Origin of the sequence: Methylobacterium symbioticum (assembly GCF_902141845.1) — a bacterium.
GTDB lineage: Bacteria > Pseudomonadota > Alphaproteobacteria > Rhizobiales > Beijerinckiaceae > Methylobacterium > Methylobacterium symbioticum.
Genome location: NZ_CABFPH010000007.1, coordinates 28,498 through 52,164 on the forward strand (window position 1 = coordinate 28,498; position 23,667 = coordinate 52,164).

General features: G+C 69.6%; 24 protein-coding genes. 12 read left to right on the plus strand and 12 right to left on the minus strand.

Annotated features, from left to right (window positions below):
* The first annotated feature begins 232 nt into the window (after positions 1–232).
* The 3 genes from fliI (at position 233) to MET9862_RS04205 (ending at position 3,251) form a co-directional block, all read left to right on the plus strand.
* On the plus strand, positions 233–1,552 hold the full coding sequence (gene fliI, locus MET9862_RS04195) for a flagellar protein export ATPase FliI (RefSeq protein WP_142581855.1): 1,320 nt from the start codon (positions 233–235) through the stop codon (positions 1,550–1,552).
* Between the two features lie 60 nt (positions 1,553–1,612).
* Positions 1,613–2,020 carry a flagellar export protein FliJ gene (gene fliJ / locus MET9862_RS04200; protein ID WP_142581856.1) on the plus strand — a complete coding sequence of 136 codons (408 nt, stop codon included), beginning with the start codon at positions 1,613–1,615 and terminating at the stop codon, positions 2,018–2,020.
* A gap of 181 nt (positions 2,021–2,201) precedes the next feature.
* Positions 2,202–3,251 carry a lysylphosphatidylglycerol synthase domain-containing protein gene (locus tag MET9862_RS04205; RefSeq protein ID WP_142581857.1) on the plus strand — a complete coding sequence of 350 codons (1,050 nt, stop codon included), beginning with the start codon at positions 2,202–2,204 and terminating at the stop codon, positions 3,249–3,251.
* 380 nt (positions 3,252–3,631) lie between these two features.
* On the opposite strand, the gene flhA is transcribed toward MET9862_RS04205, so the two are convergent.
* Entirely contained in the window at positions 3,632–5,773 is a 2,142-nt protein-coding gene (gene flhA / locus MET9862_RS04210) for a flagellar biosynthesis protein FlhA (RefSeq protein ID WP_142581858.1), read from the minus strand.
* Between the two features lie 145 nt (positions 5,774–5,918).
* Here flhA and MET9862_RS04215 point away from each other — a divergent pair, with 145 nt between their 5' ends.
* Both MET9862_RS04215 and MET9862_RS04220 read left to right on the plus strand, forming a co-directional pair.
* Positions 5,919–6,215 (plus strand): hypothetical protein, encoded by a 297-nt coding sequence (locus MET9862_RS04215; protein WP_142581859.1) that lies wholly within the window; start codon positions 5,919–5,921, stop codon positions 6,213–6,215.
* A gap of 40 nt (positions 6,216–6,255) precedes the next feature.
* Positions 6,256–6,954: a general stress protein gene (locus MET9862_RS04220; RefSeq protein WP_244612560.1), complete on the plus strand. Its 699-nt coding sequence runs from the start codon at positions 6,256–6,258 to the stop codon at positions 6,952–6,954.
* 19 nt (positions 6,955–6,973) lie between these two features.
* On the opposite strand, the gene MET9862_RS04225 is transcribed toward MET9862_RS04220, so the two are convergent.
* The 5 genes from MET9862_RS04225 to MET9862_RS04245 form a co-directional block, all read right to left on the minus strand.
* Positions 6,974–8,215, minus strand: coding sequence for a KpsE/RkpR family capsule polysaccharide export protein (locus MET9862_RS04225; protein ID WP_142581860.1), 1,242 nt, complete (start codon positions 8,213–8,215; stop codon positions 6,974–6,976).
* 118 nt (positions 8,216–8,333) lie between these two features.
* Positions 8,334–8,987 (minus strand): ABC transporter ATP-binding protein, encoded by a 654-nt coding sequence (locus MET9862_RS04230; RefSeq protein WP_142581861.1) that lies wholly within the window; start codon positions 8,985–8,987, stop codon positions 8,334–8,336.
* Positions 8,988–9,073: 86 nt separating this feature from the next.
* Positions 9,074–9,868 (minus strand): ABC transporter ATP-binding protein, encoded by a 795-nt coding sequence (locus MET9862_RS04235; RefSeq protein ID WP_142581862.1) that lies wholly within the window; start codon positions 9,866–9,868, stop codon positions 9,074–9,076.
* 51 nt (positions 9,869–9,919) lie between these two features.
* Positions 9,920–10,729 carry an ABC transporter permease gene (locus tag MET9862_RS04240; RefSeq protein WP_142581863.1) on the minus strand — a complete coding sequence of 270 codons (810 nt, stop codon included), beginning with the start codon at positions 10,727–10,729 and terminating at the stop codon, positions 9,920–9,922.
* Positions 10,729–11,706 (minus strand): ABC transporter substrate-binding protein, encoded by a 978-nt coding sequence (locus tag MET9862_RS04245; RefSeq protein WP_142581864.1) that lies wholly within the window; start codon positions 11,704–11,706, stop codon positions 10,729–10,731. Before MET9862_RS04245 ends, MET9862_RS04240 begins: the two co-directional genes overlap by 1 nt.
* A gap of 127 nt (positions 11,707–11,833) precedes the next feature.
* Between MET9862_RS04245 and MET9862_RS04250 the strand changes: the two genes are divergently transcribed.
* On the plus strand, positions 11,834–12,751 hold the full coding sequence (locus MET9862_RS04250; RefSeq protein WP_142581865.1) for a 3-hydroxyacyl-CoA dehydrogenase NAD-binding domain-containing protein: 918 nt from the start codon (positions 11,834–11,836) through the stop codon (positions 12,749–12,751).
* A 10-nt stretch (positions 12,752–12,761) separates the two neighbouring features.
* Here MET9862_RS04250 and MET9862_RS04255 read toward each other — a convergent pair whose 3' ends face one another.
* Positions 12,762–13,496, minus strand: a complete 735-nt coding sequence (locus MET9862_RS04255; RefSeq protein WP_142581866.1) for a peptidase inhibitor family I36 protein — start codon at positions 13,494–13,496, stop codon at positions 12,762–12,764.
* A gap of 3 nt (positions 13,497–13,499) precedes the next feature.
* Positions 13,500–14,132, minus strand: coding sequence for a 2OG-Fe(II) oxygenase (locus MET9862_RS04260; RefSeq protein ID WP_142581867.1), 633 nt, complete (start codon positions 14,130–14,132; stop codon positions 13,500–13,502).
* A gap of 287 nt (positions 14,133–14,419) precedes the next feature.
* On the opposite strand from MET9862_RS04260, the gene MET9862_RS04265 reads away from it, so the two are divergent.
* From MET9862_RS04265 to MET9862_RS04285, 5 genes are all read left to right on the plus strand, one after another.
* Positions 14,420–14,740 (plus strand): hypothetical protein, encoded by a 321-nt coding sequence (locus MET9862_RS04265; RefSeq protein ID WP_142581868.1) that lies wholly within the window; start codon positions 14,420–14,422, stop codon positions 14,738–14,740.
* 147 nt (positions 14,741–14,887) lie between these two features.
* Positions 14,888–16,999 carry an ABC transporter ATP-binding protein/permease gene (locus tag MET9862_RS04270; protein ID WP_142581869.1) on the plus strand — a complete coding sequence of 704 codons (2,112 nt, stop codon included), beginning with the start codon at positions 14,888–14,890 and terminating at the stop codon, positions 16,997–16,999.
* A 177-nt stretch (positions 17,000–17,176) separates the two neighbouring features.
* Positions 17,177–18,070 (plus strand): acetylglutamate kinase, encoded by an 894-nt coding sequence (argB, locus tag MET9862_RS04275; RefSeq protein WP_142581870.1) that lies wholly within the window; start codon positions 17,177–17,179, stop codon positions 18,068–18,070.
* Positions 18,071–18,128: 58 nt separating this feature from the next.
* On the plus strand, positions 18,129–18,866 hold the full coding sequence (locus MET9862_RS04280; RefSeq protein WP_142581871.1) for a pyrimidine 5'-nucleotidase: 738 nt from the start codon (positions 18,129–18,131) through the stop codon (positions 18,864–18,866).
* Positions 18,863–19,273, plus strand: a complete 411-nt coding sequence (locus MET9862_RS04285) for a metallopeptidase family protein (RefSeq protein WP_142581872.1) — start codon at positions 18,863–18,865, stop codon at positions 19,271–19,273. Before MET9862_RS04280 ends, MET9862_RS04285 begins: the two co-directional genes overlap by 4 nt.
* 121 nt (positions 19,274–19,394) lie before the next feature.
* Here the strand turns inward: MET9862_RS04285 and MET9862_RS04290 are convergent, their stop codons facing one another.
* The 4 genes from MET9862_RS04290 to MET9862_RS04305 all read right to left on the minus strand — a co-directional run bounded on the left by MET9862_RS04290 (position 19,395) and on the right by MET9862_RS04305 (position 23,015).
* Entirely contained in the window at positions 19,395–20,633 is a 1,239-nt protein-coding gene (locus MET9862_RS04290; protein ID WP_142581873.1) for a peptide ABC transporter permease, read from the minus strand.
* 130 nt (positions 20,634–20,763) lie between these two features.
* Positions 20,764–21,288, minus strand: coding sequence for a DUF2937 family protein (locus tag MET9862_RS04295; RefSeq protein ID WP_142581874.1), 525 nt, complete (start codon positions 21,286–21,288; stop codon positions 20,764–20,766).
* 57 nt (positions 21,289–21,345) lie between these two features.
* Complete coding sequence (locus MET9862_RS04300) at positions 21,346–22,350, minus strand: WD40 repeat domain-containing protein (RefSeq protein ID WP_142581875.1); 1,005 nt, start codon at positions 22,348–22,350, stop codon at positions 21,346–21,348.
* A gap of 8 nt (positions 22,351–22,358) precedes the next feature.
* Positions 22,359–23,015, minus strand: a complete 657-nt coding sequence (locus tag MET9862_RS04305; RefSeq protein WP_142581876.1) for a YoaK family protein — start codon at positions 23,013–23,015, stop codon at positions 22,359–22,361.
* 207 nt (positions 23,016–23,222) lie between these two features.
* On the opposite strand from MET9862_RS04305, the gene MET9862_RS04310 reads away from it, so the two are divergent.
* Positions 23,223–23,654, plus strand: a complete 432-nt coding sequence (locus tag MET9862_RS04310) for a response regulator (RefSeq protein WP_142581877.1) — start codon at positions 23,223–23,225, stop codon at positions 23,652–23,654.
* Positions 23,655–23,667 lie beyond the last annotated feature (13 nt).

Below are 23,667 nucleotides of genomic sequence, written 5' to 3' on the forward strand. Positions count from 1 at the left end.
TCCCCGCAACCCGATTCAAGTGCCTCCCCTGCAACGAGTCGTGCCCTCACTGTGGCCTGCCGGACACGCCGGTGCGGCATGTCGAGGCAGCTCGCCGCGGCCGGCCTCGCGACCCGCCTCGACACTCGGAAAGCACGGGCCGCTACAAGCCCGATGACCTCAGTGTTAAGGAGGGAGGTAAACGAAGGGTTGAGAGGGCGCCCCGGTGGCGGAGAATCCTGCGACGGCTCCCATGTCCCTCGCCGCCCTGCGGGCGGCCTTGGAGCGGGTGGAGCCGCTCGCCGTCTACGGCCGCGTCGTGGCCATCCGCGGCCTGCTCGTCGAGGTCGCCGGGCCGGTGGCCGCCATGCGGCTCGGCGGCCGACTCGACGTCGAGGGAGCGGCCGGCCTGATCCCCTGCGAGGTCATCGGCTTCCAGGGCGACCGGGCGCTCGCCATGCCGTTCGGTTCCCTGGACGGCGTGCGCCGCGGCTGCCCGGCCTATGTCCGCGACGAGGCGGCGGGCGCGGTACGCCCGTCCCAGGGCTGGCTCGGCCGGGTGATCGACGCCCTGGGGCGCCCCGTGGACGGGCTCGGCCCCCTGCCGGAGGGGCCGCGGATCTACCCGCTGCGCGCCGACCCGCCCCCCGCCCATGCGCGGCGCCGGGTCGGGCCGCCCCTCGATCTCGGCATCCGCTGCATCAACACCTTCCTGACCATGTGCGCCGGCCAGCGCATGGGCATCTTCGCCGGCTCGGGCGTCGGCAAGTCGGTGCTGCTCTCGATGCTCGCCCGCTACACCGCCGCCGACGTGGCGGTGATCGGCCTCGTCGGCGAGCGCGGCCGCGAGGTGCAGGAATTCCTGCAGGACGATCTCGGCGCCGGAGGTCTCGCCCGCTCGGTCGTGGTGGTGGCGACCTCCGACGAGCCGGCGCTGATGCGCCGGAACGCCGCCTACGTGACGCTCTCGGTGGCCGAGCATTTCCGGGACCAGGGCGCGAAGGTCCTGTGCATGATCGATTCGATCACCCGCTTCGCCATGGCCCAGCGCGACATCGGCCTCGCCGCGGGCGAGCCGCCCACCGCCAAGGGCTACACGCCGACCGTGTTCTCGGAACTGCCGCGCCTGCTCGAGCGGGCGGGGCCGGGCGTGGGGGAGGGGACGATCTCGGCCCTGTTCACCGTGCTGGTGGAGGGCGACGACCACAACGAGCCGGTGGCCGATGCCGTGCGCGGCATCCTCGACGGGCACATCGTGATGGAGCGCGGCATCGCCGAGCGCGGGCGCTACCCGGCCATCAACGTGTTGCGCTCGGTCTCCCGCACCATGCCGCGTGCCTGCGACCCGGCCTATCTGCCGGTGGTGCGGCGCGCCCGGCGCGTACTCTCGACCTATGCCGACATGGAGGAGTTGATCCGCCTCGGCGCCTATCGGGCCGGCTCGTCGCCGGAAGTGGACCAGGCGGTGGCGCTCATGCCCGATATCGAGGCTTTTCTGGGACAGGGTAAGGAAGAAGCAACGTCCATCGGCGAAGGATATGCCCGTCTCGCCCAGATCGTGGGCACCGACTGAGAGGTCGTTCCGGCATGTCCGGAAGGGGGCCTCCTTGTGAGCGTGGAGTGAGCGTCCCCCATGAAATCGCGTGACACGCTGATCCGTCTGCGCCGCTTCCAGGTCGACGAGAAGCGCCGTCGCGTGACCCAGATCGAGATGATGATGGCCGACTTCCTGCGGATGGCGGCCGAACTCGATCGGGAGATCGCGCAGGAGGAGTCCCGGGCCGGCATCACCGACACGGCACATTTCGCCTATCCGACCTATGCCCGCGCCGCGGCCACGCGGCGGGACAACATGCGCCAGTCCGCCGCCGCGCTGGAGGACCAGCTCGCGGAGGCGAAGGCCGAGCTCGGCGAGGCCTTCGAGGACCTGAAGAAGGTCGAGATCCTCGACGACCGCGAGCGCTCGGCCGAGCGCGCTGCGGAAGCCGCCCGCGAGCAGGCGGCGATGGACGGGATCGGGCTGGCCCGGGCGCGGGCCTGACCGGACGATCCCGGGCCGCGTCCGGAATCCTGTCTTCGAAGGGGACGACGCCGCTCTCGGATCCGTGATCGGCATGAAACGGTCATGATCGGCTGACATCACGCGCTGCGCGGGGCCGTTCGGCCTCACTTGCGGCGCGCCTCTTCCTGGCGCATCAGGTTCGCCCTGAAGGGCAGGTGCCATGAAGAAGATCAGCGAGTTTATTTGGCCGCTCGTCGGCCTCGCGGCGGTGGTCGTCTCGGGCTACCTGCTCTACCGGGAACTCGCCGGGATCTCCATCGCCGAGATCAAGGGCAGCCTGTTCGCGATCCCGCTCCATCACTTCCTGCTCGCCGCCCTCTCGACGCTCGTCGCATACGCGGCGCTCGCTTGGTACGATCGGATCGCGCTGCTGCATCTCGGTGTGCGGCACATCTCCTGGTTCTTCGTCTCGGTCTGCTCCTTCACCACCTACGCGCTCTCGCACAATATCGGCGCCTCGGTTTTCTCCGGCGCCGTCGTGCGCTACCGGGCCTATACCGCCAAGGGCCTCTCGGCCGCGCAGGTCGCCGTGCTGGTGGCGCTGTGCTCCTTCACGTTCGGCCTCGGGACGATCCTGCTCGGCGGCTTCGTGCTCACCGTGCTGCCCGGCACCCTGACCCGGCTCAACGGCATCCTGCCGGCCGTGCTGACCGATCCGGCCACCGCGCGCGTCCTCGGCGTCGGGCTGCTTGCCTTCGTCGCCCTCTATGTCGCCGGCTCCCTGCTGAGACTCAAGCCGCTGACGATCCGCAGCTTCAAACTTGAATATCCGCGCCCGGCCATCATGGGCCGCCAGCTCGTCGCAGCGCCCCTCGAACTCCTCGGCGCAGCCGGCATCATCTATTTCGCGCTGCCCGAGGCTGGCAATCCCGGCTTCCTCGTGGTGCTCGCGGTCTTCCTCGCCTCGTTCTCGGCGGCGCTCGTCTCCAACGCACCCGGCGGCCTCGGCGTCTTCGAGTTGGTTTTCGTCGTCGCGATGCCGGATATCGACCGGCCGGCGGTTATCGCGGCCCTGCTCGTTTTCCGCTTGTTCTACTTCTGGCTTCCGTTCCTGATCTCGGTGGTGGTGGTGCTGCTCTACGAGCGCAACCGCCTCGCCAGCGCCCTGCGGAGGCAGCCGGCGGCCGAAGCGCCGCCCGAGCCGCCGCTGACGGCGCCGGGCCTCGATGCGCGCGAGCTGGAGCGCCGCATGGAGAAGCACCCCGCCTGAAGGCAGCCTCGAGGCGGCGGCGCGCGCTTCGCCGACGAGCCCGCCCGATCCGGCTCCGTCCGGCCCTCGCCTGTCCGAGGAAGGCATGGGCTCGAGCAGAGAGGGATGGGGTGAGGGGTGAAGAACGCCCCGGATGGACCCGGCCCTCGGGCCACGTCACAGCGCGCGGGTTCCTCCGATCAGCCTTCGCCCCAGCCTTTGGCCCTTTCCCGCTCGGGAGAGACGAAAGCTGCGGTCCGGCGTGATGCGGACCGCCACTGGATCGATCGGCCGACCGCATCGGCAACGACCGACACCGGTGCAGGGCAGCCTGCGATCGTCGGATTGCGGCTTGGGATTGGGTGCGAGAAGGCGCCCGCTTGGACCCAGCCGTCGGACGCTCAGATCGATCCCACCGTACGCAGCCGCGCCCGCGGATGGATCTCCGCCTGGCTCATCACCGGGGTCTCGCGGCGGAAGCGCTCGATGATCGAACGCACGAAGGGCCGTGACTGGGCCGAGGTCACGAGGACCGGCATCTCGCCGAGGCGGGCGGCACTCTCGAAGCGGTCGCGTACCGTGTTGACGAACTCGGTCAGCTTCGAGGGCTGCATCGCGAGGTAGCGCTCCTCCCGCTCGCCGACGATCGCATCGAGGAAGGCCTGCTCCCAGGCCGGTGACAGGGTGATGATCGGCAGCGTGCCGTCCGGACCCTGGTACTGCGCGCAGATCTGGCGGCCGAGGCGGGCGCGCACGTGCTCGACGATGTCGCGCGGGTTCTTCACCCCGCCAGCCACCTCCGCGATGCCTTCCACGATGGCGCCGAGATCGCGGATCGACACGCGTTCCGCGAGCAGGAACTGCAGCACGCGCTGCACGCCGGTGGTCGAGATCTGGCTCGGCACCACCTCCTTGAGCAGGTCGCCGTGCTCCTTGGGCAGCTCGCGCAGCAGCTTCTGCACCTCGACATGGTTCAGAAGCTCCGAGACATGGGCCTTGATGATCTCGGTGAGATGCGTGGAGACCACGGTTGCCGCATCGACCACGGTGTAGCCCTTGAGCTGGGCTTGGTCGCGCAGGCCCGCATCGATCCAGGTCGCGGGCAGGCCGAAGGTCGGCTCCAGCATGTGCTGGCCCGGGAGCTGAACCTGGCCGCCCATCGGGTCCATCGCCATGAACTGACCGGGAAAGATCCGCCCGGTGCCGGCCTCGATCTCTTTCACCCGCACCACGTAGGCATTGGCGTCGAGCTGCACGTTGTCGAGGATGCGCACCGAGGGCATCACGAAGCCGAGCTCGGCCGCGAGCTGGCGCCGCAGCGCCTTGATCTGGTCGGTGAGGCGATCGCCGGCCTCGCCGTTCACCAGGGCGAGCAGGGCGTAGCCCATCTCGAGCTTGAGGTCGTCGAGCTTGAGCAGCTCCGTGACGGTCTCTTCCTTGGCCGCGGCGACCGCTGCCGGGTCGGCCGGCTTGCCATCGGCATCGAGCGGCGGCGCCTCCTTCGCGGTCTTGGCGATGCGCCAGGCGGCGTAGCCCGATCCGGCGGCGAGGGCGAGGAACGGCAGCATCGGCATGCCGGGCAGGAGCGCGATCAGCACCATCACGGCCGCCGACATGCCGAGCGCCTTCGGGTAATGGGCGAGCTGCTTGCCGAGCGCCTTGTCGGCCGAGCCCCGGACGCCGGCCTTCGAGACCAGGATGCCGGCCGCCGTCGAGACGATCAGCGCCGGCACCTGGCTCGCGAGGCCGTCGCCGATGGTCAGAAGCGTGTAGCTCTTGGCGGCCGCGCCGATGGGCATGCCCTGCTGCGCCACGCCGATGATGATGCCGCCGACCACGTTGATGAAGGTGATCAGCAGCGCCGCCACCGCGTCGCCGCGCACGAATTTCGAGGCGCCGTCCATGGCGCCGAAGAAGGCCGATTCCTCCTCGAGGGCCGCGCGGCGCGCCTTGGCCGCCTTCTCGTCGATCAGCCCCGCCGAGAGATCGGCATCGATCGCCATCTGCTTGCCGGGCATCGCGTCGAGGGTGAAGCGGGCCGCCACCTCCGCGATGCGGCCCGAGCCCTTCGTGATCACGACGAAGTTCACGATGATCAGGATCGCGAAGACGATGATCCCGATGACGAAGTTGCCGCCCATCACGAAGTTGCCGAACGCCTCGATGACGTGGCCGGCCGCCGCGGTGCCCTCGTGGCCATGGCCCAGGATGAGGCGCGTCGAGGCGAGGTTCAGCGCGAGCCGCAGCATGGTCGCGATGAGGAGCAGGGTCGGGAAGACGGTGAATTCGAGCGGGTTGTCGATGAACAGTCCCGTCATCATGATCAGGACCGACATGATGATCGACACGGCGAGGAGCAGGTCGAGCAGGACCGAGGGCAGCGGGAAGATCAGGACCGCCAGGATGGCCATGACGGCGGTCGCGAAGAACAGATCGGAGCGGCGCGACAGCGCCCGAAGGTCGCCGCGGCTCGGCAGCGCCAGGCCGTTCAGCGCCCCCGCGATGCCGCCCATCCGCTCCGGCACAGAGGCCGTCTCGCTCATGCCCGCGCTCCCATCCGCAACCGGCGGACCCGGCAAGAATTGCCGGGCGGATGGTTAGCATCCCGTTAACCTCCGGGTCCGGCCGACCGGAACCCCGTGCGGATCCGGGGCTTGAGAAGGCACGGACCCTGCCGAGGACCCACCGATGCGCGCCCTCACCGTCACGATCGCCCTTCTGGCCCTCGCCGCGGGATCGGCCTCGGCCCAGACGCCCAGCGAGGCGGTCCGGCCGGACGGCCACGGCATGGTGGGCGAGCCGCTCGAATCCGGCGCCAACAGCTTCACCGAGGCTCAGGTGCGCGAGCGCTTCGGCCGGATGGGTTTCGGCGAGATCCGCGATCTGAAGAAGACCGATCAGGGCATCTGGGAGGGCATCGCCACCCATGCCGGCAAGGAGGTCCGGATCGGGATGGATTACCGCGGGAACGTCGCGGCGCGCTGAGGAGCGGCCGCCGCAGGCCCAGCAGTTCAGGAGACGACCCATGGCCACACGCGCCGTCACGGCCCTGTTCGACGATTACGACGCGGCTGCCCGCGCGGTCGACAAGCTGGAGGCCGAGGGCATTCCGCATGCCGATATCAGCATCGTCGCGAGCGACCCGGAGAACCGGCTCACCGAGCGCGCCGCGCAACCGGGCCGCCCGGCGCCTGCCGCGGAATCCGACGCGGCCGATGGGGCCGGGACGGGGGCGACCCTCGGCACGGTGCTCGGCGGCGGAGCCGGGCTGCTCGCGGGGATCGGCCTCCTCGCCATACCGGGACTGGGGCCGGTCGTCGCGGCGGGTTGGCTCGTGGCGGCGGTGACGGGGGCGGGGGTCGGCGCCGCGACCGGGGGCCTGATCGGTGGCCTCACGGGTGCCGGCCTCAGTCCGCGCGAGGCCGAGACCTATGCTGAAGGCGTGCGCCGCGGTGGGACCCTGGTGACCGCGCGCGTCGACGCCGACATGGCCGACCGAGTCCTCGCGATCCTGGACAAGCACGGCTCGATCGATCTCGATGAGCGCGCCCAGGGCTGGCGGGCCCAGGGTTGGACCGGCGGCACCGGCGAAGCCGGCCTGACCCGGACGACCGACTTGGCTGGACCCGGTCTGGCCGGGTCCGGGGTCGATGCCGCGACGGCCGATGGACGCCCGGGGGGAACGCTGCCGCCGAGCCATACGCCCGGCTCGACTACCCGCTGAGGCGGGCAGCCGGCGCGGCTCAGGCGATCTGCTTGCGGGCGAACATGGCGCCAGCGAACAGAATCGCGGCGCCTGCGGTGATCAGGCTGATCATCAGGGCGCGCCGCGGCTGCACGGCCGATTGAGCCAGAACCGGCGGTACGATCAGGCTGAAGAACTCGATCTGCCGCGCGGCGATGATGCGGGCCCGCTCGTTCGCGGTCAGAACCGCCGCGTAATACTTCTCGGCGTCCTTGCGCTCGTTGTCGAACCCTTCGAACCGGGTCAGGGCGTCCGAGAGCAGGCGCTTCTGCTCGGGATCCAGGCTCGCCGCCTGCCGTTCGAGGCGGGCGATGTTCTCGTCGAGGTCGCGGATCTGGGTCTTCAATTCGACGATCCGGTTGGAGCTCGGGCCGAGATCGCGCTGTGCGACGGTGAGCTGCACGGCGAGGTTGATCCGGGCGGTGCGCAGCTCGCCGATCGTCTTGAGGTTCGCCTCGTTCGTCTTTTGCGCATCGAGGACGCCGTCTCGATTGCGCAGGTCTCGCACGGCGAAGCGGATCCGGGTCATCCGCTCCTCGGCCAGCTTCAGCTCTCGGTTGCTCTCCGCGACCGCATCCCGCCGGGCCCGCATGGTGAGTTCGTTGACCATGCGCTCGGCCTCCTTGAGGACGGCCCTGGTGATGGTCAGGGATTCCTGCGGGTCGAAGGCGTTCACGGACAGGGTCATGATGCCCGATCCCGACTCGACGTCGATCGAGACGCGCTGGCGCCAATACTTCACGAATTTCTCGATCGGCTTCTCTGGATCGAAGCGCGACAGGTAGTCGATGCTGTCGCGGCTGAACCACTCCCGCAGCGGGATCTCTTTCTCCAAGACCTCCAGCATCGCGCGGCTCAGGATGTATTCGTACGTGATCAGCGTGTCCTGCGCGATCAGCTCCTTGGGCACGCCGAGATTGGTGCCAACCTTGTCCGGAGTGGCCTTCTCGGCACCGCCGAGCGCCGGCCGGATCGCGAAATGCGTCTCGGTCACGTAACGATCGGAGGCGATCAGCCCGTAATAGATCGCGCCGCACAGGGTCGGCAGAACGAAGCAGAGCACGAACAGAACGGGCAGCCACGGATCGCGCTTGACGTGGCTCTGGTAGGATCGGATGCCCTTCTTCCGGTCGGCGAAGCGTGACAGCCGCGCGATCTGCCGAAGCGATTCGGCAACCGCCTGCGACTTGTCCGCCGTGCTGAGCGGCTGACCCTGCGGATTGCGGATCTCGACGTTCATCGGGTGGTTCGCTTCCCCTGCCGACCGCCGGGTCGCGGCGATCGATCGTTCCGGCACCTGCACTCGCACCCGCCCGCGGCGAAACCATGTCCGTCGCGGTTCGGCAGCGGGGACCGGGTCAGGCGTTCAGGCGTCGATAGAGTTCGATCGCGTCGTTGACGTCCTCGTAGACGATCGCGCGTCCGTTGAGGAGGACGATGCCCTGCTGACACCATTCGCGGATGACCTCCATCGAGTGGGAGACCATGATCACGTCGGCATGCTTGCGGCGGCTGGAGAAGACCTCGTTACAGCGCTTCTGGAAGCGCGCGTCGCCCACCGAGGTCACCTCGTCGATCAGGTAGCAGTCGAACGGGATCGCCATGCTCATCCCGAAGGCGAGGCGCGCGCCCATGCCGGAGGAATAGGTTCGGATCGGGACGTCAAGATAGCTGCCGAGCTCGGCGAAGTCCTCGACGAAATCGAGGACCCGCCGCGGATCCTCGCCGTAGATGCGCGCGACGAAGATGACGTTGTCGCGGCCCGTCATCTGCGGGTGGAAGCCGCCCGCGAAGCCGAGCGGCCACGAGACGCGCAGACCGCGGTGGATCTCGCCCTTCGTCGGCGCCTCGACCCCGCCGATGAGGCGCATGGTCGTCGACTTGCCGGCGCCGTTGATGCCGAGGATCCCGTAGCTGACGCCCGGCTTGAGGGTGAACGAGACGCGCTCCAGGATGGTGCGGCGATGGCCGTCCGTCCTGTAAACCTTCGTGACGTCGTCGAAGCGGATCACCGGGCCGTCCTGCGATGCGCGGCCGTATCCGCGCCGGATGTGCGTTCGTCCGACCTGACTCGTTCGCGAAAGCGGCGAATCTGAGATCAATCGACCGCGGGCGCGTGCAGCTCGGCGTCGGTGAAGCGCTGCTGCTCGGCCATCACGAGGCCCGCGAGCTCCCGCTTGATCGCGTTGAACTCGGCCGAGGCGGTGTCGCGCGGACGCGGCATCTCCACCATGACGTCGCGTTTGAGCCGGCCCGGCCGGTAGGTCATCACCAGGATCCTGTCGGCGAGATAGATCGCCTCCTCGATCGAATGGGTCACGAAGATCACGGTCTTGCGGTACTCGGCCCAGATCCTGAGCAGCTCGTCCTGCAGGGTGCGGCGCGTGAGCGCGTCGAGGGCGCCGAAGGGCTCGTCCATCAGCATCACCGGCGGATCGAGGGCCAGGATGCGGGCGATGGCCACGCGCTGTCGCATCCCACCGGACAGATCCTTCGGGAAGCGCTTGCGGAAGTCCGACAGGCCGAGGGTGGCCGTGATCCGATCGACGGTCGCATTGGCCTCGCCGCGCGGCACGCCCTTGATGTCGAGGCCGAAGCGCACGTTGTCCTCGACGCTCATCCAGGGAAACAGCGCGTATTCCTGGAACACCATCCCGCGATCCGGCCCCGGCCCGGTCACCGGCGCGCCGCCGATGGTGATGCGGCCCGCGGTCAGCGGCGTGAAGCCCGCGATCGCGTTGAGCAGGGTCGACTTGCCGCAGCCGGAGGGGCCGAGCAGGCAGAGAAACTGCCCCTCCGGCACCGTCGCGGTGACGTCCTGCAGGGCCGCGACGCCGGCATCGCCGCTGCCGAACACCTTGCTGGCATCCGCGACCACGATCTCTGCCGACATGCCGTTTCCCGTCTCGCACTGACTGATTAGGAGGGGAGGAGGAAGCGGGTGCTACCGCTCCAAGCCGCGGTGCCAGCGCAGCAAATGGTCGTTGAGGCGGCTCATCGCGCCATCGATGATCAGGCCGAGCACGCCGATCGTGAGCATGCCGCCGATGATCTTGTCGGACCACATGTATTCCCGCGCCTCAAGGATGCGGTAGCCGAGCCCGTCCGAGACCGCGATCATCTCGGCGACGATCACCACGATGAAGGCGGTGCCGATGCCGATCCGCATGCCGGCGAGCACGAAGGGGCTCGCCGCCGGCAGGATCACCCGGCGGAACATGGTCCAGGAGCCAGCGCCGAGATTGCGCGCCGCGCGGATGTAGATCGAGTCGACCTGCCGTACCCCGGCGATGGTGTTGACGAGGACGGGGAAGAAGGTGCCGAGCGCGATCAGGAACAGGGCGGGCGGGTTGCCGAGACCGAACCAGACGATGGCGAGGGGGATGTAGGCGATCGGCGGGATCGGGCGCAGCACCTGCAGCAGCGGGTTGAACAGGTCGTAGAGCCGGTCGTTGGTGCCGAGGACCAGCCCGACCGGCACCGCGAGCCCGGCCCCGATCACGAAGCCGCTGACCACGCGCGACAGGCTCGACACCATGTCGTGCGGCATCTCGCCAGAGAAGAGCCAGCCGAGATAGCTCTGCGTGTCGGGATCGTAGGGCAGGCCCGGCAGCAGGCCGGTGAACCATTTGGCTGCCACCGCGGTGGGCGGCGGCAGCACGATCGGCGAGAACACGCCGACGCGGCTGAGGATCTCCCAGAGGACGAGCAGGCCGACCGGGACGATGGCGCCGCGGAGCGAGGACACGCGCATCAGTTGGTCTTCAACTCGGCCTTGGCCTTATCCAGGAGGTCGGTCTTGACCCATTCCGCGTCGCTCTTTGGCGGGCTGACCATTTTGCCGAGGCCGTACTTGACCATATAGTCGGAGGTGGTCTGCATGTGCCCGGCCGGCATGTCGTAGGTGTAGCTCGCGTTGGCCATGCCATCGCGGAAATCCTGGCTCGAGAGCTGGCCCTTGAAGACCTGCTCGCGCACGTATTTCTCCGCCAGCGCCGGGTCGTCGATGAACGCCTTGGTGGCCGCGACGAACAGCTTGAGGACCTTGGCCGCCACCTCCGGCTTCTCGTTGTACATCTTCTCGGTCATCACCAGCGGGCGATAGGGGATGCCGATCGGCGTATCGTAGGGCTTGACCAGCTCGACGCCCCAGCCGGCGCTGATCGCCTGCGTCGATTGCGGCTCGCTCTGGCAGATCACGTCGACATATTTCTGCGCCAGCGCCTGGTTAAGGTCGGCGTAGTTGTTGAAATAGGTCAGCTGCACGTCCTTGCCGGGCCGCTCGGACCAGGTCATGCCGTGCTTGTCGAGCTCGGCCAGCAGCATCAGGTCCTGGGTTCCGCCCCGGACGGTGGCGACCTTGAGGCCCTTCAGGTCCGCCGCGGTCTTGGCCGGCAGATCCGGCCGCTTGAGGATGCGCACGCCGCCATTGGCGAAGCCCGCCACCACGAGAAGCTTCACGCCGTTCCCGCGCGCGGCGACGGCGCCGTCGCCGCCCGAAGCCGCGATGTCGATCTGGTCGACCGCCATGGCCGGGTAGATGTCGGCGCCCTTGGCGAACTGGCGCTCGTCGATCTTCAGGCCGAATTTCGGTGCGATCTCCTTCATGTACGAGATCGCGCCGTAATGGGCGAATTTCAGATTGCCGAGCCGGACCACGTCCTGCGCGCGGGCGGGAGCGGTCGCTGCGAGGGCGAACAGGGCGGCGCAGGCAAGGGCGCGCTTGAGCATGGGCATCCTCCGGTCGCGGGTCTTGTCGCCCGCTCGATCTCACGAAAACGAGAGCATCGCGCGTTGACTAAGGCAGCGGTCGCACCGGATGTAAAGCGCGTGCGGTGGAAGAGTCCGGAGTTCTGAAATGGATGAGATCGGCGCCGTCGCCGTGGTGGGATGCGGTACGGTCGGTGCGAGCTGGGCGGCCCTGTTCCTTGCGCACGGAATCGACGTCTCCGCCTGGGATCCGGCCACGGGCTTTGCCGATCGCCTGCAGGCTTCGGTCGACCTCGCGCGGGCCCAGCTCGCCGAACTCGGCCTGACCGGCGCCGGCCGGCTCTGCACGCACGCGGATCTCGAGGCCGCGCTCGCGGGCGTCGGCTTCGTGCAGGAGAACGCGCCGGAGGATGAAGGCCTCAAGCGCGGCCTGCTCGCCCGGATCGATGCCAGCCTGCCGGCCGATATCCTGATCGCATCGAGCACCTCGGCGATGCTGCGGAGCCGGATCGTCGCCGATTGCCGCCGACCGGAGCGCGTGCTCGTCGCCCATCCCTTCAACCCGCCGCATCTCGTCCCGCTCGTCGAGATCGTTGCGGGTGGCGAAACGGCTGCGGAGCGAGCGGCCGCCATCTACGCCCGGCTCGGGCGTCGGCCGGTGATCCTGCGCCGAGAGATGCCGGGCCATATCGCCAATCGCCTCGCCTCGGCGCTCTACCGCGAGGCCGTGAACCTCGTCGCGGAGGGTGTGGCGAGCGTGGCCGATATCGACGCCGCCCTCTGCAACGGGCCTGGCCTGCGCTGGTCGGCGATGGGGCCGCACATGACCTACCATCTCGGCGGTGGGGCCGGGGGGATCCGACATTACCTCGACCATCTCGGGCCGAGCCAGGAGCTGCGCTGGGCGAGCCTCGGGACGCCGCGTCTCACCGACACGGTCAAAGCGGCCATCGTGGCTGGTGTCGAGGCGGAGGCTGCCGGCCGCACCGTGGCGGAGCTGGAGGCGCGGCGCGACCGTGCGCTGATCGAGGTCCTCAAGGCCCGGACCGAGGTCGCGGGGCGCTGACGCTCCGAGATCAGCCTGCGCGCCGACCGCAGCGCACATACGATGCGGTGCCCTTGGCGCTCGACCAGGTCAGGCGGTCGCCCTCCACGAGGAGGCGCACCTGCGAGGACCAGCGGCGGCCACGGTCGCTGCACTCCGCAGCCGTGACCCAGGCATTTCCGACGCGGTGGCCGTCATGGAAGGTGCAGACGGTACGGCCGGCCTTCGCTCGCTCCGGGGTGATCGTAGCTTGATAGTAGCCGCGGCGGCGGTGACGGGCGCCGCAGGCCGCGGCGTTCGGCCCCCAGACCCCGATATGGTCCAGCCGCTCGGCCGCCATCCGCTCGGTGGGCGGGGCCGTCGCCGCCGCTTCGGGCAGGGCTCCCGTCCGGCCGGGCTGAGCCGGGGACTCGGCGGAGGTCACGCGGGCCGTGGAGGCGTGCGCGGCGGTCGGAGGATCGGCCGGGGGCGTCGAGGCGGCGCGCGGCTCGTCGAGCCCGTAGGCGACGCGACGGGCCGCCTGCAACGGGGCGGAGCCCGCTGCGGGGAAATCGAGCCCGGTCGCGGCCTCCCGGTCCGCGGCTGCGGCGCGGCGCAGGGGCGGATCCTCGGTCAGGAAGATCGCGCTGTAGGCGAGGAAGGCGCCCCAGCCCGCTGCGAGCGCGAGCAGAATGGCGCGCCAGCCGCGGCCACCGCCGCGCCGTCCCGCCTCCTTGCCCAGGGGTCCCGAATCGAGACCCGCCGCCATGACCGCTCCCCCGCTCATGTCTCAGCGTCCGAAGATGCCCTTGAGGAACTGCGCCGTGCGGTTTCGCTTCTTCTTCCGCTCCAGCTCGGCCGCATCCTTCAACCAAGCGACCTGGACCACGCGCCGCTCGCCCTCGAAGGGCTCGTGACCGTGCCAGGAATTGTCCGCTCGCAGGAACGCGAACATCGTGCCCATCGTCGGCGGAACCTCGACGGCGAAGGGCTCGTAGTTCTTGCCGTCGTAGAGAACCCGCAGGCGGCCGGCGGCCGGCGCGGACCAGGCGTCGTTCATGTAGACGAGCAGGGTGAGCACCTTCGACGGACCGTCCGTGTGGATCGAGCCGTATTTGAGCTGCGAGCGCTTCATGATGGTCGTCAGGCGCGGGCACGCGACGAGGTCGATGCCGAACTTCTCGCCGAGGATCGCGGAGAAGGCGTCGCTCTCCAGCTCGTCGATCAACGCCTTGAAGCGGCCCTTCAGGGCGACCTCGTCCACCGTCAGGTAGCCGGGCTTGGCGATATCGGGAAAATCGGCGCGGATCGCGTCGATCGACTCGGGCTTCAGCACGTTGGTGCCGAGCGTGAAGGCGTAGGGCTCATGGCTCACGGGCGCGGCCCGGACGGCGTCGAGATCGAGAATCGAGAGAGCGGACATCGCAGAACACCAGTCCTCGCGGCGGGGGCAGGTCAAGCAGCGGCGCCGGTCCCATCCCGTCCCGTGTTCAACGAAATGTTAACCGGGTCTCTGCGCCTGCAAATTCCAAATCAGCCGATTACGGCGGCGCCACGGCGAATTGTGTTGCGCTGGCGCGCGCGGGTGACACCCAGGCCCTTCCCGGGGCCTGCGGAAACTGCCATGCTTAACCGTGGGAGAGGGATGCGCGACCCGCGCGGCCTCACCCAGAGTTCACGTGCGTTCCGAGGCACTTGGCCATTTTCTCGATGCGACGCTTCGTCAGCGCCCTTCTGCTCGGCCTCACCGCCAGTGCCTCCGCCGTCGCGCAAGGGCGACCCGCTTCCCCATCCGCCCCACCCGCGGCGACGCAACGCCTCGTCTGCGCCGAGGCGATGGCGCTGGTGAAGCGCGAGGGCGAGATCACCATCCCGACCGGCCGGGGCACGGCGGAGCGCCTGGTGCGCGACCGCTCCTTCTGCGAGTTCTCAGAGGTCGCGGAGCTGCGGTTCCTGCCCACGCGGGACAACCCGCAATGCCCGGTCGGCTATCGCTGCCGCGAGCCGGGTTTCGAGGAGTGGAACTGGTAGGCGGGGCGATCGGTCGCCCGGGCCTTGCCAAAGTTTCACGGGACAGGGCGCCCCGTGTGCCACTATCTCGCCACGACGCGCCGTCACTGGCGCTGACGACGGCCGCGGGCTGACAGCCCCGGCCTCGGGACTATGGGAGAGACGCGCGTGGCCGCACTCAGAACCGGTCTGGGCTTCCAGGCTGCGCTCACCGCACTTGTCGCCCTGGTGCTGCTGGCGGTGCCGGGGATCCCGTCGCCCCCGCTCTACGTCTCGCTCGCGGGCTTCGCGATGGCGGGCATCCTCATCGCCTCGGCGAACCTCTCCGCCTATCTCAAGGTCTTCGTCTCGGTCTACGGCATCGGCTACCTGCTGCTCGCGGGCGCCAAGACCGTGGCCGCCCTGGACCTGCTGCCCGCCGTCGTCGCCGCGCTCCTGCCGCCCGCCTTCGCGGCGACCGGCGCCGTGGTCTTCGCCGGCATCGTACTCGCGATTTCCCACTGGAAGCCGATCCGCGACATCACTCTCATCGCTGACCCGTACTTCGCCAACCGCGACGCGCCGACCAAGGAGATCGGTCTGTTCCGCTGGTTCGGCCGCACGGAGGGCCAGATCGGCCAGCGGCTCGTGGCGTTGTCGATCTTCGTCAACTTCGCCGACGTGGCGCTGACCCTGCGGTTCAACTTCTTCTACCGCGACCTCTACAACACCCTGCAGGAGCTCAACGCGGAAGCGTTCTGGCATCAGGTGCTGTGGATCTTCATCCCGCTCGCGATCCTCAACATCGTGATCGGCATGGTCGACCTGTTCGTCGATTCCTCGCTGCACATCCGCTGGCGCACCTGGCTGACGCACAGCCTCTACGAGCGTTGGCTCGGCAAGGGCACGCATTACCGCATCCCGTTCATCGACGAGCAGGCCGACAACCCGGATCAGCGTATCCAGCAGGACGTCAACGCCTTCATCCAGCAGACGGCGAGCCTGTCGATCCGGCTGCTCAGCCAGGCCGCGCAGCTCGTCTCCTTCATCGTCATCCTGTGGACGCTGTCGCGCGACTTCGTGCTGCCCTTCACCGACGCGGTGATCCCCGGCTTCCTGGTCTGGCTCGTCATCGCCTACGCGGTGGTCGGCACCTGGCTCACCCACATCATCGGCAAGCCGCTGATCGGCCTCAACTTCCGCCAGGAGCAGGTCGAGGCGGACTTCCGCTTCTCGCTGGCCCGCAACCGCATCTATTCCGAGCAGATCGCGCTCCTGCGCGGCGAGCGCGCCGAGGCCTCGCGCCTGGCCACGATCTTCCATACCGTGATCGACAACTACGTCGACATCATCTATCGGCGCATCAAGCTGATCGCCTTCACCTTCAGCTACCGGCAGGCGAGCGCCGTCTTCCCGCTCATCATCGCGGCGCCATCCTTCTTCTCGAAGAAGATCACTCTCGGCACCCTGCAGCAGACTTCGGACGCCTTCGGCAACGTCCAGAACGCGCTGAACTTCTTCGTCACCAGCTACATCACGCTGGCCTCCTACCGGGCGAACACCATCCGTCTCGGCTCCTTCAAGCGGGCGATGACCAAGGCCGAGGCGCTCTCGGCCGCCGGCTACGGCCTCGCCCAGGGCAATGACACCGCCGGGCCGGTCACGGCGCGCGGCCTGACGCTCGCCCTTCCCGACGGGCGCGAGATCGTGAAGGCCGACGAACTCACCTTCCGGACCGGCGGCGCGACCCTGGTCACCGGCCCGTCGGGCTCGGGCAAATCGACCCTGTTCCGGGCGATCGCCGGGATCTGGCCGTTCGGCAAGGGCCGGATCGACGTGCCGGCGGGGCAATCGGCCCTGCTCCTGCCGCAGCGGCCCTACCTGCCGCTCGGGACGCTCCGGGGTGCCGTCGTCTATCCCAACACCATCGACCAGTTCACCGACGAGGCGATCCGCGAGGCGCTGGTCGCGGCCCAGCTCCCGCAGCTCGCCGACCGACTCGACGAGGTCGACAGCTGGGACCGCCGCCTCTCGGGCGGCGAGCAGCAGCGCCTCGCCATCGCCCGCGCGCTGCTCGCCAAGCCGCAATGGCTGTTCCTCGACGAGGCGACCGCGGCTCTGGACGAGCCGAGCGAGGCCGCGATCTACAGGATGCTGCGCGAGCGCCTGCCCGGCACCACCATCGTCTCGATCGGCCACCGCTCGACGCTGCACGGCCTGCACGACCGTCGCGTCGACATGCAGCCGGAGGCGGGCCTGTTCGCGCCGCGCGAGGTGCGCATGACCGTTCCGGCGGAGTAGGGCGGCGGGTTTCCGGCCCGTTGTGCGGCCCGCGCCACGCGGCCGGCACGGAACCTGCGGGGCAGGGCGTGTCATGCGCCTGTCACCCGCACATGCTTCGCAGCCCGGCCCGCTTCCGATAGAAAGGCGCCCGCGCAGACGGCGTCCGACGCCGTCCGCGCCCCGCAGAGGACCGCGATGACCGAACTGCCGAACGTCCACGTGCGCGCCGAAGTACTGGCCCAGGCGCTGCCCCACATGCAGCGCTACGATCAGGAGATCGTGGTCATCAAGTATGGCGGCCACGCCATGGGCGACCGCGCTGCGGCGGAGGACTTCGCCGAGGACATCGTGCTTCTGGAGCAGTCCGGCCTGAAGCCGATCGTGGTCCATGGCGGCGGCCCGCAGATCGGGAAGATGCTCGACCGGCTCGGCATCCAGTCCGAGTTCCGTGGCGGGCTGCGCGTCACCGACGAGGCGACCGTCGAGGTCGTCGAGATGGTCCTGGCCGGCTCGATCAACAAGCAGATCGTCGGCTGGATCTCGGCCGAGGGCGGCCGGGCCATCGGCCTGTGCGGCAAGGACGGCAACATGGTCCGCGCCAAGCGCGCGATGAAGACCGTGAAGGATCCCGGCAGCGACATCGAGCAGGTGGTCGATCTCGGCTTGGTGGGCGAGCCGGAGCATGTCGAGCGCGGCGTCCTCGACGCGGTGCTCAAGGCCGAGCTGATCCCAGTTCTCGCCCCCGTCGCCTACGGCGCCGACGGCCAGACCTACAACGTCAACGCCGACACCTTCGCGGGCGCCATCGCCGGCGCGCTGCGGGCCAAGCGCCTGCTTCTGCTGACCGACGTGCCGGGCGTGCTCGACAAGGACAAGAAGCTGATCCCCGAGCTCACGGTGGAGGATTGTCGGCGCCTCATCGCCGACGGCACCATCACCGGCGGCATGATCCCGAAGATCGAGACCTGCATCTACGCCATCGACCAGGGCGTCGAGGCGGTGGTCATCCTCAACGGCAAGGTGAACCATGCCGTGCTGCTCGAGCTCTTCACCGATTACGGCGCTGGCACCCTGATCCGCAGGGGCTGAGCCGATCCCCTCCGCGGCCGGGGGCACCCGCTCCCGGCCGCATCACTCCGAGTGAGACGTGTACCTACCTGATACGTGCCACTTCACCACCGGCGACGCCCGCGGCTTCGACCAGGTGGACACCTGGGTGTTCGACCTCGACAACACCCTCTATCCCAGCGACGCGATGGTCTGGCCGCAGGTCGACGAGCGGATCACGCTCTATGTCATGCGCCTCTACGGCCTCGACGGCCTCTCGGCCCGAGCCCTGCAGAAGCATTTCTACCACCGCTATGGCACGACCCTGAAGGCGCTGATGATCGAAGAAGGCGTCGATCCGCACGACTTCCTCGACTTCGCCCACGACATCGACCACTCGACCATCAAGCTCGATCCGGCGCTCGGCGACGCCATCGAGCGCCTGCCCGGGCGCAAGCTGATCCTCACCAACGGCTCACGCCGCCATGCCGAGCGGGTGGCGGAGAAGCTTGGCATCCTCAGCCATTTCGAGGATGTGTTCGACATCGCCGCGGCCGATTTCGTGCCGAAGCCCGAGCGCACCACCTACGAGCGCTTCCTCGACCGCCACGGCATCGACCCGGCCCGCTCGGCCCTCTTCGAGGACATCGCCCGCAACCTCGTGGTGCCACACGATCTCGGCATGGCGACCGTGCTGGTCGTCCCCAAGGTCGCCGATCCCTACCGGGAGGCCTTCGAGCAGGAGGCGGTGCAGGAGCCGCATATCGACTACATCACCGACGACCTTGCCGGCTTCCTCGGGGGCTGCGTGCTGCCGACGGCGGCGCAGCGGTCGTGAGCGCGCTCGCGGGCGCCAGGGCGCCGAGCCTCGCCGAAATCGAGGAACTCGCCGACGCGGCCTTCGCCGCCCTGCCCGAGGGCTTCCGGCGCCTCTGCGCGGGCGTGCGCATCGTCGTGGACGACTTCCCCGACGAGGAGACGCTTATCGAGATGGCGTGCGAGAGCGAATTCGACCTGCTCGGCCTGTTCCGCGGCGTCGGCCTCGCGCAGTCGGGCGAGGTGGTGACGGGCCAGATGCCGAACGCCGTCTGGCTCTACCGGCGCCCGCTCCTCGACTACTGGGCCGAGCACGACGAGACCCTGGGCCATCTCGTGGCGCATGTGCTGATCCACGAGATCGGCCACCATTTCGGCCTGTCGGACGACGACATGGCCCGGATCGAGGACGAGGCCGAGATCGGCTGAAACCCCGGGTGTCGAGAGGGATCATCCCTCTCGCGGGGTGCCGGCGCGGCGCCCCGGCGTCATCCCAGGGCTTCGCCCTGGACCCACCAAAGGGGTGCCCCCTTTGGGAGCCCGGACGTGATCAGCCCGCCCCGCCCTCGTGGATCCGGCGCAGGCGGCTGACCTTCGGGCGGCTGGTGCGGAACTGGCCCCGCTCGATCGCCACGAAGACGAGGACGGTCATCGCGAGCGCCGTCAGCCACCAGACCACGGTGAGCCCGACGCCGATGCAGGCCACCGTGAAGGCGGAGGCGAAGGCCGCCATCGCCCCGGGGACGAGGACCGGCACGTCGCGGCCGGCGCGCCGCACCGAGGCGTAGAGCGCGAAGGCTGCGGCCAGCGCCCCGACGACGCCGAGTTCGTACCAGAACTCGAACAGGGCCGTGGTCGGCGCGTTCATCGGCACGAGTCCGACGAAGCGGCCGCGGAGCGCCGTCTCGAAGCCGTGGCCGGTGATCAGCCGCACAGGCTCGGTCGTCACGACCTTCTGCCAGCTCTTGAGCGAGAGAACCCCCGGCGCGAGCGGTCCGAACAGGGCGGAGCCGATCGGACGCGCCACGAAGGGCAGGAGCGGTGCGGCGGCCAGCAGCCCCGCCGTCACGCCCGCCGTGAGCAGTGTGCCCAGGCGCGGTCGGAAGCTCGTCACCGCGAAGGCGACCGCTCCGACCGCGAGCGCCACGATCTGCGTGACGTTCGGCGAGGCGACGAGTGCGCCGGCCACGAGCAACGCCACCGCCAGCGCCTCGCGGTCGCGCCGCCGCGAGCGCAGCCACGCCACCGCCGGCCAGACGAGGAGGGCCAGCAGCGTCAGGCCGCGGCCGAGCGCGCTGTCGTCGTCGGACCCACCCTGGATCAGGCTGTCGCCGAACAGGCCGAGCACGATGGCGACGAGGGCCGCGGCCGTGACGCCGAGGGGCAGGAGATAGAGGTTGGCCGAGCGCATCCGGTCGGGCAGCGAGAAGTAGCCGAGCAGCGTCAGGCCGATCACCGCTGCGAGGTTGGCGAGCCGTTCGGCCGCCGCCGAGAGGAAGGGCGTCCAGGCGAGCGAGAGGGCCGACCACAGAATCACCAGCATGCCCGCCAGGAAGGCGGCCGAGCGCAGGAGCCGCGTCCCAGCCGGGCGCAGGGCGCGCTGGCGCCCGTCGATGGCGCTTGCGATGACGAGGAGCACGACGGCGATCGGCGCGATGATCACGGAGGCGCGGCGCGCCACCTGCGCGGTCACCGGCACCACCACGAACAGCCCGAAGAAGCCCACACGCCGGAGCAGAGCTGCCGCATCGAGCGCCGGATCGACAATCGGTTGGGGCGCGCGCGGCATGGGGCGACTCTGCGGATCGACCCGGCGCGATCACGGCCGCCGCGCGCAGGTCCGACTCCCTCCCTAGTGCAAGGAGCAGGCTCGATGCTGTAGATGTCCGGTCACACCGTGCGCGCAGGTTGCGCCGGGATCACGTCGCCGTGACCGGCTCGCGCGGGCGCCGCCGTGCCGCGCGCCGCCCGAGATCCGAGGCGAGCCGCCACACGGCCCAGGTGGCGACGAAGCCGAGCAGGCCGGCGACCACACCGTCCGCATTCGTCGGCACTGCGGGCTGGTAGTCGCGCCAAGTGGCCCGGGCGAGGGCCGGATCGGGCTGGCGCATCACCGCCACCATGCGGCCGAGCGGACTCGTCGCGGCGGCGATGGCCTGCTGCTGGGCGCTCAGCGCCGCGAGGCGCTCGATATCGCCGCGCGCCGCCTCGCCCCGGCGGGCGACGAGCTGGTCCGGATTGCCGCGCAGCCGATCGACCGCGCCGTCGCGAGTGGTGCCGCTCGCCCGGGCATCGGCCTCGAGACCGTCGACCTGACGCCGCAACTCATCCACCGTCCCACCGAGGCGCTGCACGTATTGCTGGGTGAATTCGGGGCCCTGGGCGGCGATGCCGCCGCCGATCAGCCCGAGGGCGAGGCCGAGGGTTCGGATCACGCGGAACACGGGCATCCTCCGTGGCGGCAGCGTGAGCGTAAAGGCGGGGAGCCGCGCTCCGGTTCCTCACCCCGGCAGGGAGAGGAGGCCGGCTTGCCCATCCGTGCAGCCGAAGGCGAGGCGGGCGCCGGCCGCGTCCCAGGCCAAGGCCGTGACGGCACTCCCCTTCACGGCCGGACGCACGAGAAGCTCGGCCGCGTCCGAGAAGCGCACGAGCAAGATGCAGCCGTCCTCGTAGCCGAGCGCCAGGACGGGCGCCTTCGGGTGGAAGCGGACTTGCGAGACCCGCGCCGGCCGCACGCCGCATTCCCGCGGCGCCTTGCCGGTCGGTCCCTCCTTCGAATCGAAAGGCCAGATGATCGCGGCCTCGGCGCCGCTGGTGGCGAGCCACTTGCCGTCGGACGACCACGACACCGAGCGCACCTTGGCCGGATAGCCCGACATCCGCATGTGTCCGCGATCCGGCTGCAGCCGCCAGCCGTGCAGGGCGTTCTCCTGCATGGTCGAGACCACGAAGCGGCCGTCCAGCGACCAAGTCACATCGATATGAGAGCCCTTCCATGACACCACCTCCGGCGGCGTCTCCAGGTTCGGGTACCAGAGGCTGACGCCGTTGTAGTGGGCCACCGCGAGGCGGAACCCCTTCGGTGCGAAGGCGAGGCCGCGGGCGGTGGAGGGGGCATCAAGGGTGCGCTCCCGGCCCTTGGGGTCGCGGGTGGCGACGCGCTTCCCGGCCGAGAAGGCGAAGCCGCCATCCGGATGCAGGGCGAGCGCGTCGATCCAGGCGCCGCCCTTCGCGGTCGCGGCCTCCGCGAGGGTGCCGTCACCACGGATCTCGACCACACGCCCGTCGTCGCCGCCGGTGAGAAGCCGGCGGCCCGTGCCTGCGGCGCAGAGGATCGAGCCTTCGGGGTGGGCGGCTGCCCGCACCGTCTCGCCGTCGCCCGCGAGCACCACGGTGCCGTCGCCCAGCGCGAGCGCCAGCCGGTCGCCGAGCCAGTGCGCAGCGGTGACGTGCGCGCCCGCCTCGATCGGTTTGACGTGGCTCAGCAGAGAGATCGGTGCGGTCATGTCGGTCCTCAATGGGCGATGCGGGTGCGGGCGGCGAGCAGGGCCGCGGTGACCGCGAGGCTGCCGCCGACGAGAGCCGGAAGGAGGAGGGCGTAAAGCTCGTAGCGGCCATAGGCCAGCGTGCCGACGAACGCGCCGACGAGGAGCGCGCTCCACACGGCCGCGTCGCCGAGCCAGCCGAGCCGTGGCCCCATGCCGGTGAACGCTTCGGCGATCTTCTGGGCCAGGCTGAACAGGGCGCCGGTGACGAAGGTGGTGCCGGCGCGGAAGCCCTTCACCTGGGCGAGAACCGCGTTCTGGGCACCCATGGCCATGGCCATGAAGAACGAGGCGAGGCCGAGTTCCGGCGTCGGCAGGCCGAGTGCCAGTGCCGCCATGATCAGCAGCGTCTCGTAGGCGAGTACCACGGGCGTCGCCCAGCGCCTCGGCACAACCATGGAGAGCCCGCTGCCCAGCGTCGCGCCGGCGAGGAAGCCGAAGATCAGAAGGATGGGCATCAGGGCGTGCCGGATCTCACCGTGGGCAAGGGACACGGAGAGCTGGGTCGTGTTGCCGCTCATGAACGAGGTGTAGAGGCCGCCGAGGCGCACGAAGCCTAGTGCGTCGACGTAGCCGGCCAGCGCCGTGAGGATCAGCCCGGTTCCCAGCTGCCAGCCACGATTCACGAAGCGCGGCTCCCGGGAGGCGCCGCTAACCCTTCGTTAACCATTTCAAGTGCTCCGTTCATTGGAGCGCGGGCAGGGTTAAGGCTCCGCTCACCAAACCTCAGCAATTCGATGCAAACACGGCGAACGCTGGCGCGCAGGGCTCCGTTGGTCCGGCGATCCGGTGAGGGGATGGGATCTCCGTGCCGGGTGAGTTGGAGTTGCGTCATGATCCCCTTTGCCTATCCCGCGCTCGGACTGACGGCCGCCCATCTCGATCGCGGCGCCAACACGGTCCTGGTCGTCGAGGACGAGCCCGTCGTCTGCGAGCTCGCCGCCGAGGCCCTTCTCGACGAAGGATACCGCGTGCTCACCGCCGCCGATGCCTGGGAGGCGGAGGAGATCCTGGCCCGGGAGAGCGTCGACCTGCTCTTCACCGATATCGATCTCGCCCGCAACACGAACGGCATCGCGCTGGCCCGGCTCGCCCGCTGCCAGTGCCCGGACCTGCCCGTCGTCTACACCTCAGGCGGCCGCGCGGAGCTGTCCCACGGCGAAGCCGTCGCGCAATCCGTCTTCGTTCCGAAGCCCTATCGCCCGAGCCAGCTCGTGGCCCTGACCAACGACATCCTGGGCGGCAGCGCGCCGCACCATGCCTGATCCCGAGACGAAC

Coding starts and splice junctions, on each gene's coding strand:
- MET9862_RS04310 (WP_142581877.1), top strand. CDS start 23,223: ATGATCCCCTTTGCCTATCCCGCGCTCGGACTGACGGCCGCCCATCTC.
- MET9862_RS04235 (WP_142581862.1), bottom strand. CDS start 9,868: ATGTCGGCAGAGATCGTGGTCGCGGATGCCAGCAAGGTGTTCGGCAGC.
- fliI (WP_142581855.1), top strand. CDS start 233: ATGTCCCTCGCCGCCCTGCGGGCGGCCTTGGAGCGGGTGGAGCCGCTC.
- MET9862_RS04215 (WP_142581859.1), top strand. CDS start 5,919: ATGCGCGCCCTCACCGTCACGATCGCCCTTCTGGCCCTCGCCGCGGGA.
- MET9862_RS04290 (WP_142581873.1), bottom strand. CDS start 20,633: ATGCCGCGCGCGCCCCAACCGATTGTCGATCCGGCGCTCGATGCGGCA.
- argB (WP_142581870.1), top strand. CDS start 17,177: ATGACCGAACTGCCGAACGTCCACGTGCGCGCCGAAGTACTGGCCCAG.
- MET9862_RS04250 (WP_142581865.1), top strand. CDS start 11,834: ATGGATGAGATCGGCGCCGTCGCCGTGGTGGGATGCGGTACGGTCGGT.
- MET9862_RS04255 (WP_142581866.1), bottom strand. CDS start 13,496: ATGAGCGGGGGAGCGGTCATGGCGGCGGGTCTCGATTCGGGACCCCTG.
- MET9862_RS04300 (WP_142581875.1), bottom strand. CDS start 22,350: ATGACCGCACCGATCTCTCTGCTGAGCCACGTCAAACCGATCGAGGCG.
- fliJ (WP_142581856.1), top strand. CDS start 1,613: ATGAAATCGCGTGACACGCTGATCCGTCTGCGCCGCTTCCAGGTCGAC.
- flhA (WP_142581858.1), bottom strand. CDS start 5,773: ATGAGCGAGACGGCCTCTGTGCCGGAGCGGATGGGCGGCATCGCGGGG.
- MET9862_RS04245 (WP_142581864.1), bottom strand. CDS start 11,706: ATGCTCAAGCGCGCCCTTGCCTGCGCCGCCCTGTTCGCCCTCGCAGCG.
- MET9862_RS04205 (WP_142581857.1), top strand. CDS start 2,202: ATGAAGAAGATCAGCGAGTTTATTTGGCCGCTCGTCGGCCTCGCGGCG.
- MET9862_RS04240 (WP_142581863.1), bottom strand. CDS start 10,729: ATGCGCGTGTCCTCGCTCCGCGGCGCCATCGTCCCGGTCGGCCTGCTC.
- MET9862_RS04220 (WP_244612560.1), top strand. CDS start 6,256: ATGGCCACACGCGCCGTCACGGCCCTGTTCGACGATTACGACGCGGCT.
- MET9862_RS04225 (WP_142581860.1), bottom strand. CDS start 8,215: ATGAACGTCGAGATCCGCAATCCGCAGGGTCAGCCGCTCAGCACGGCG.
- MET9862_RS04265 (WP_142581868.1), top strand. CDS start 14,420: ATGCGACGCTTCGTCAGCGCCCTTCTGCTCGGCCTCACCGCCAGTGCC.
- MET9862_RS04260 (WP_142581867.1), bottom strand. CDS start 14,132: ATGTCCGCTCTCTCGATTCTCGATCTCGACGCCGTCCGGGCCGCGCCC.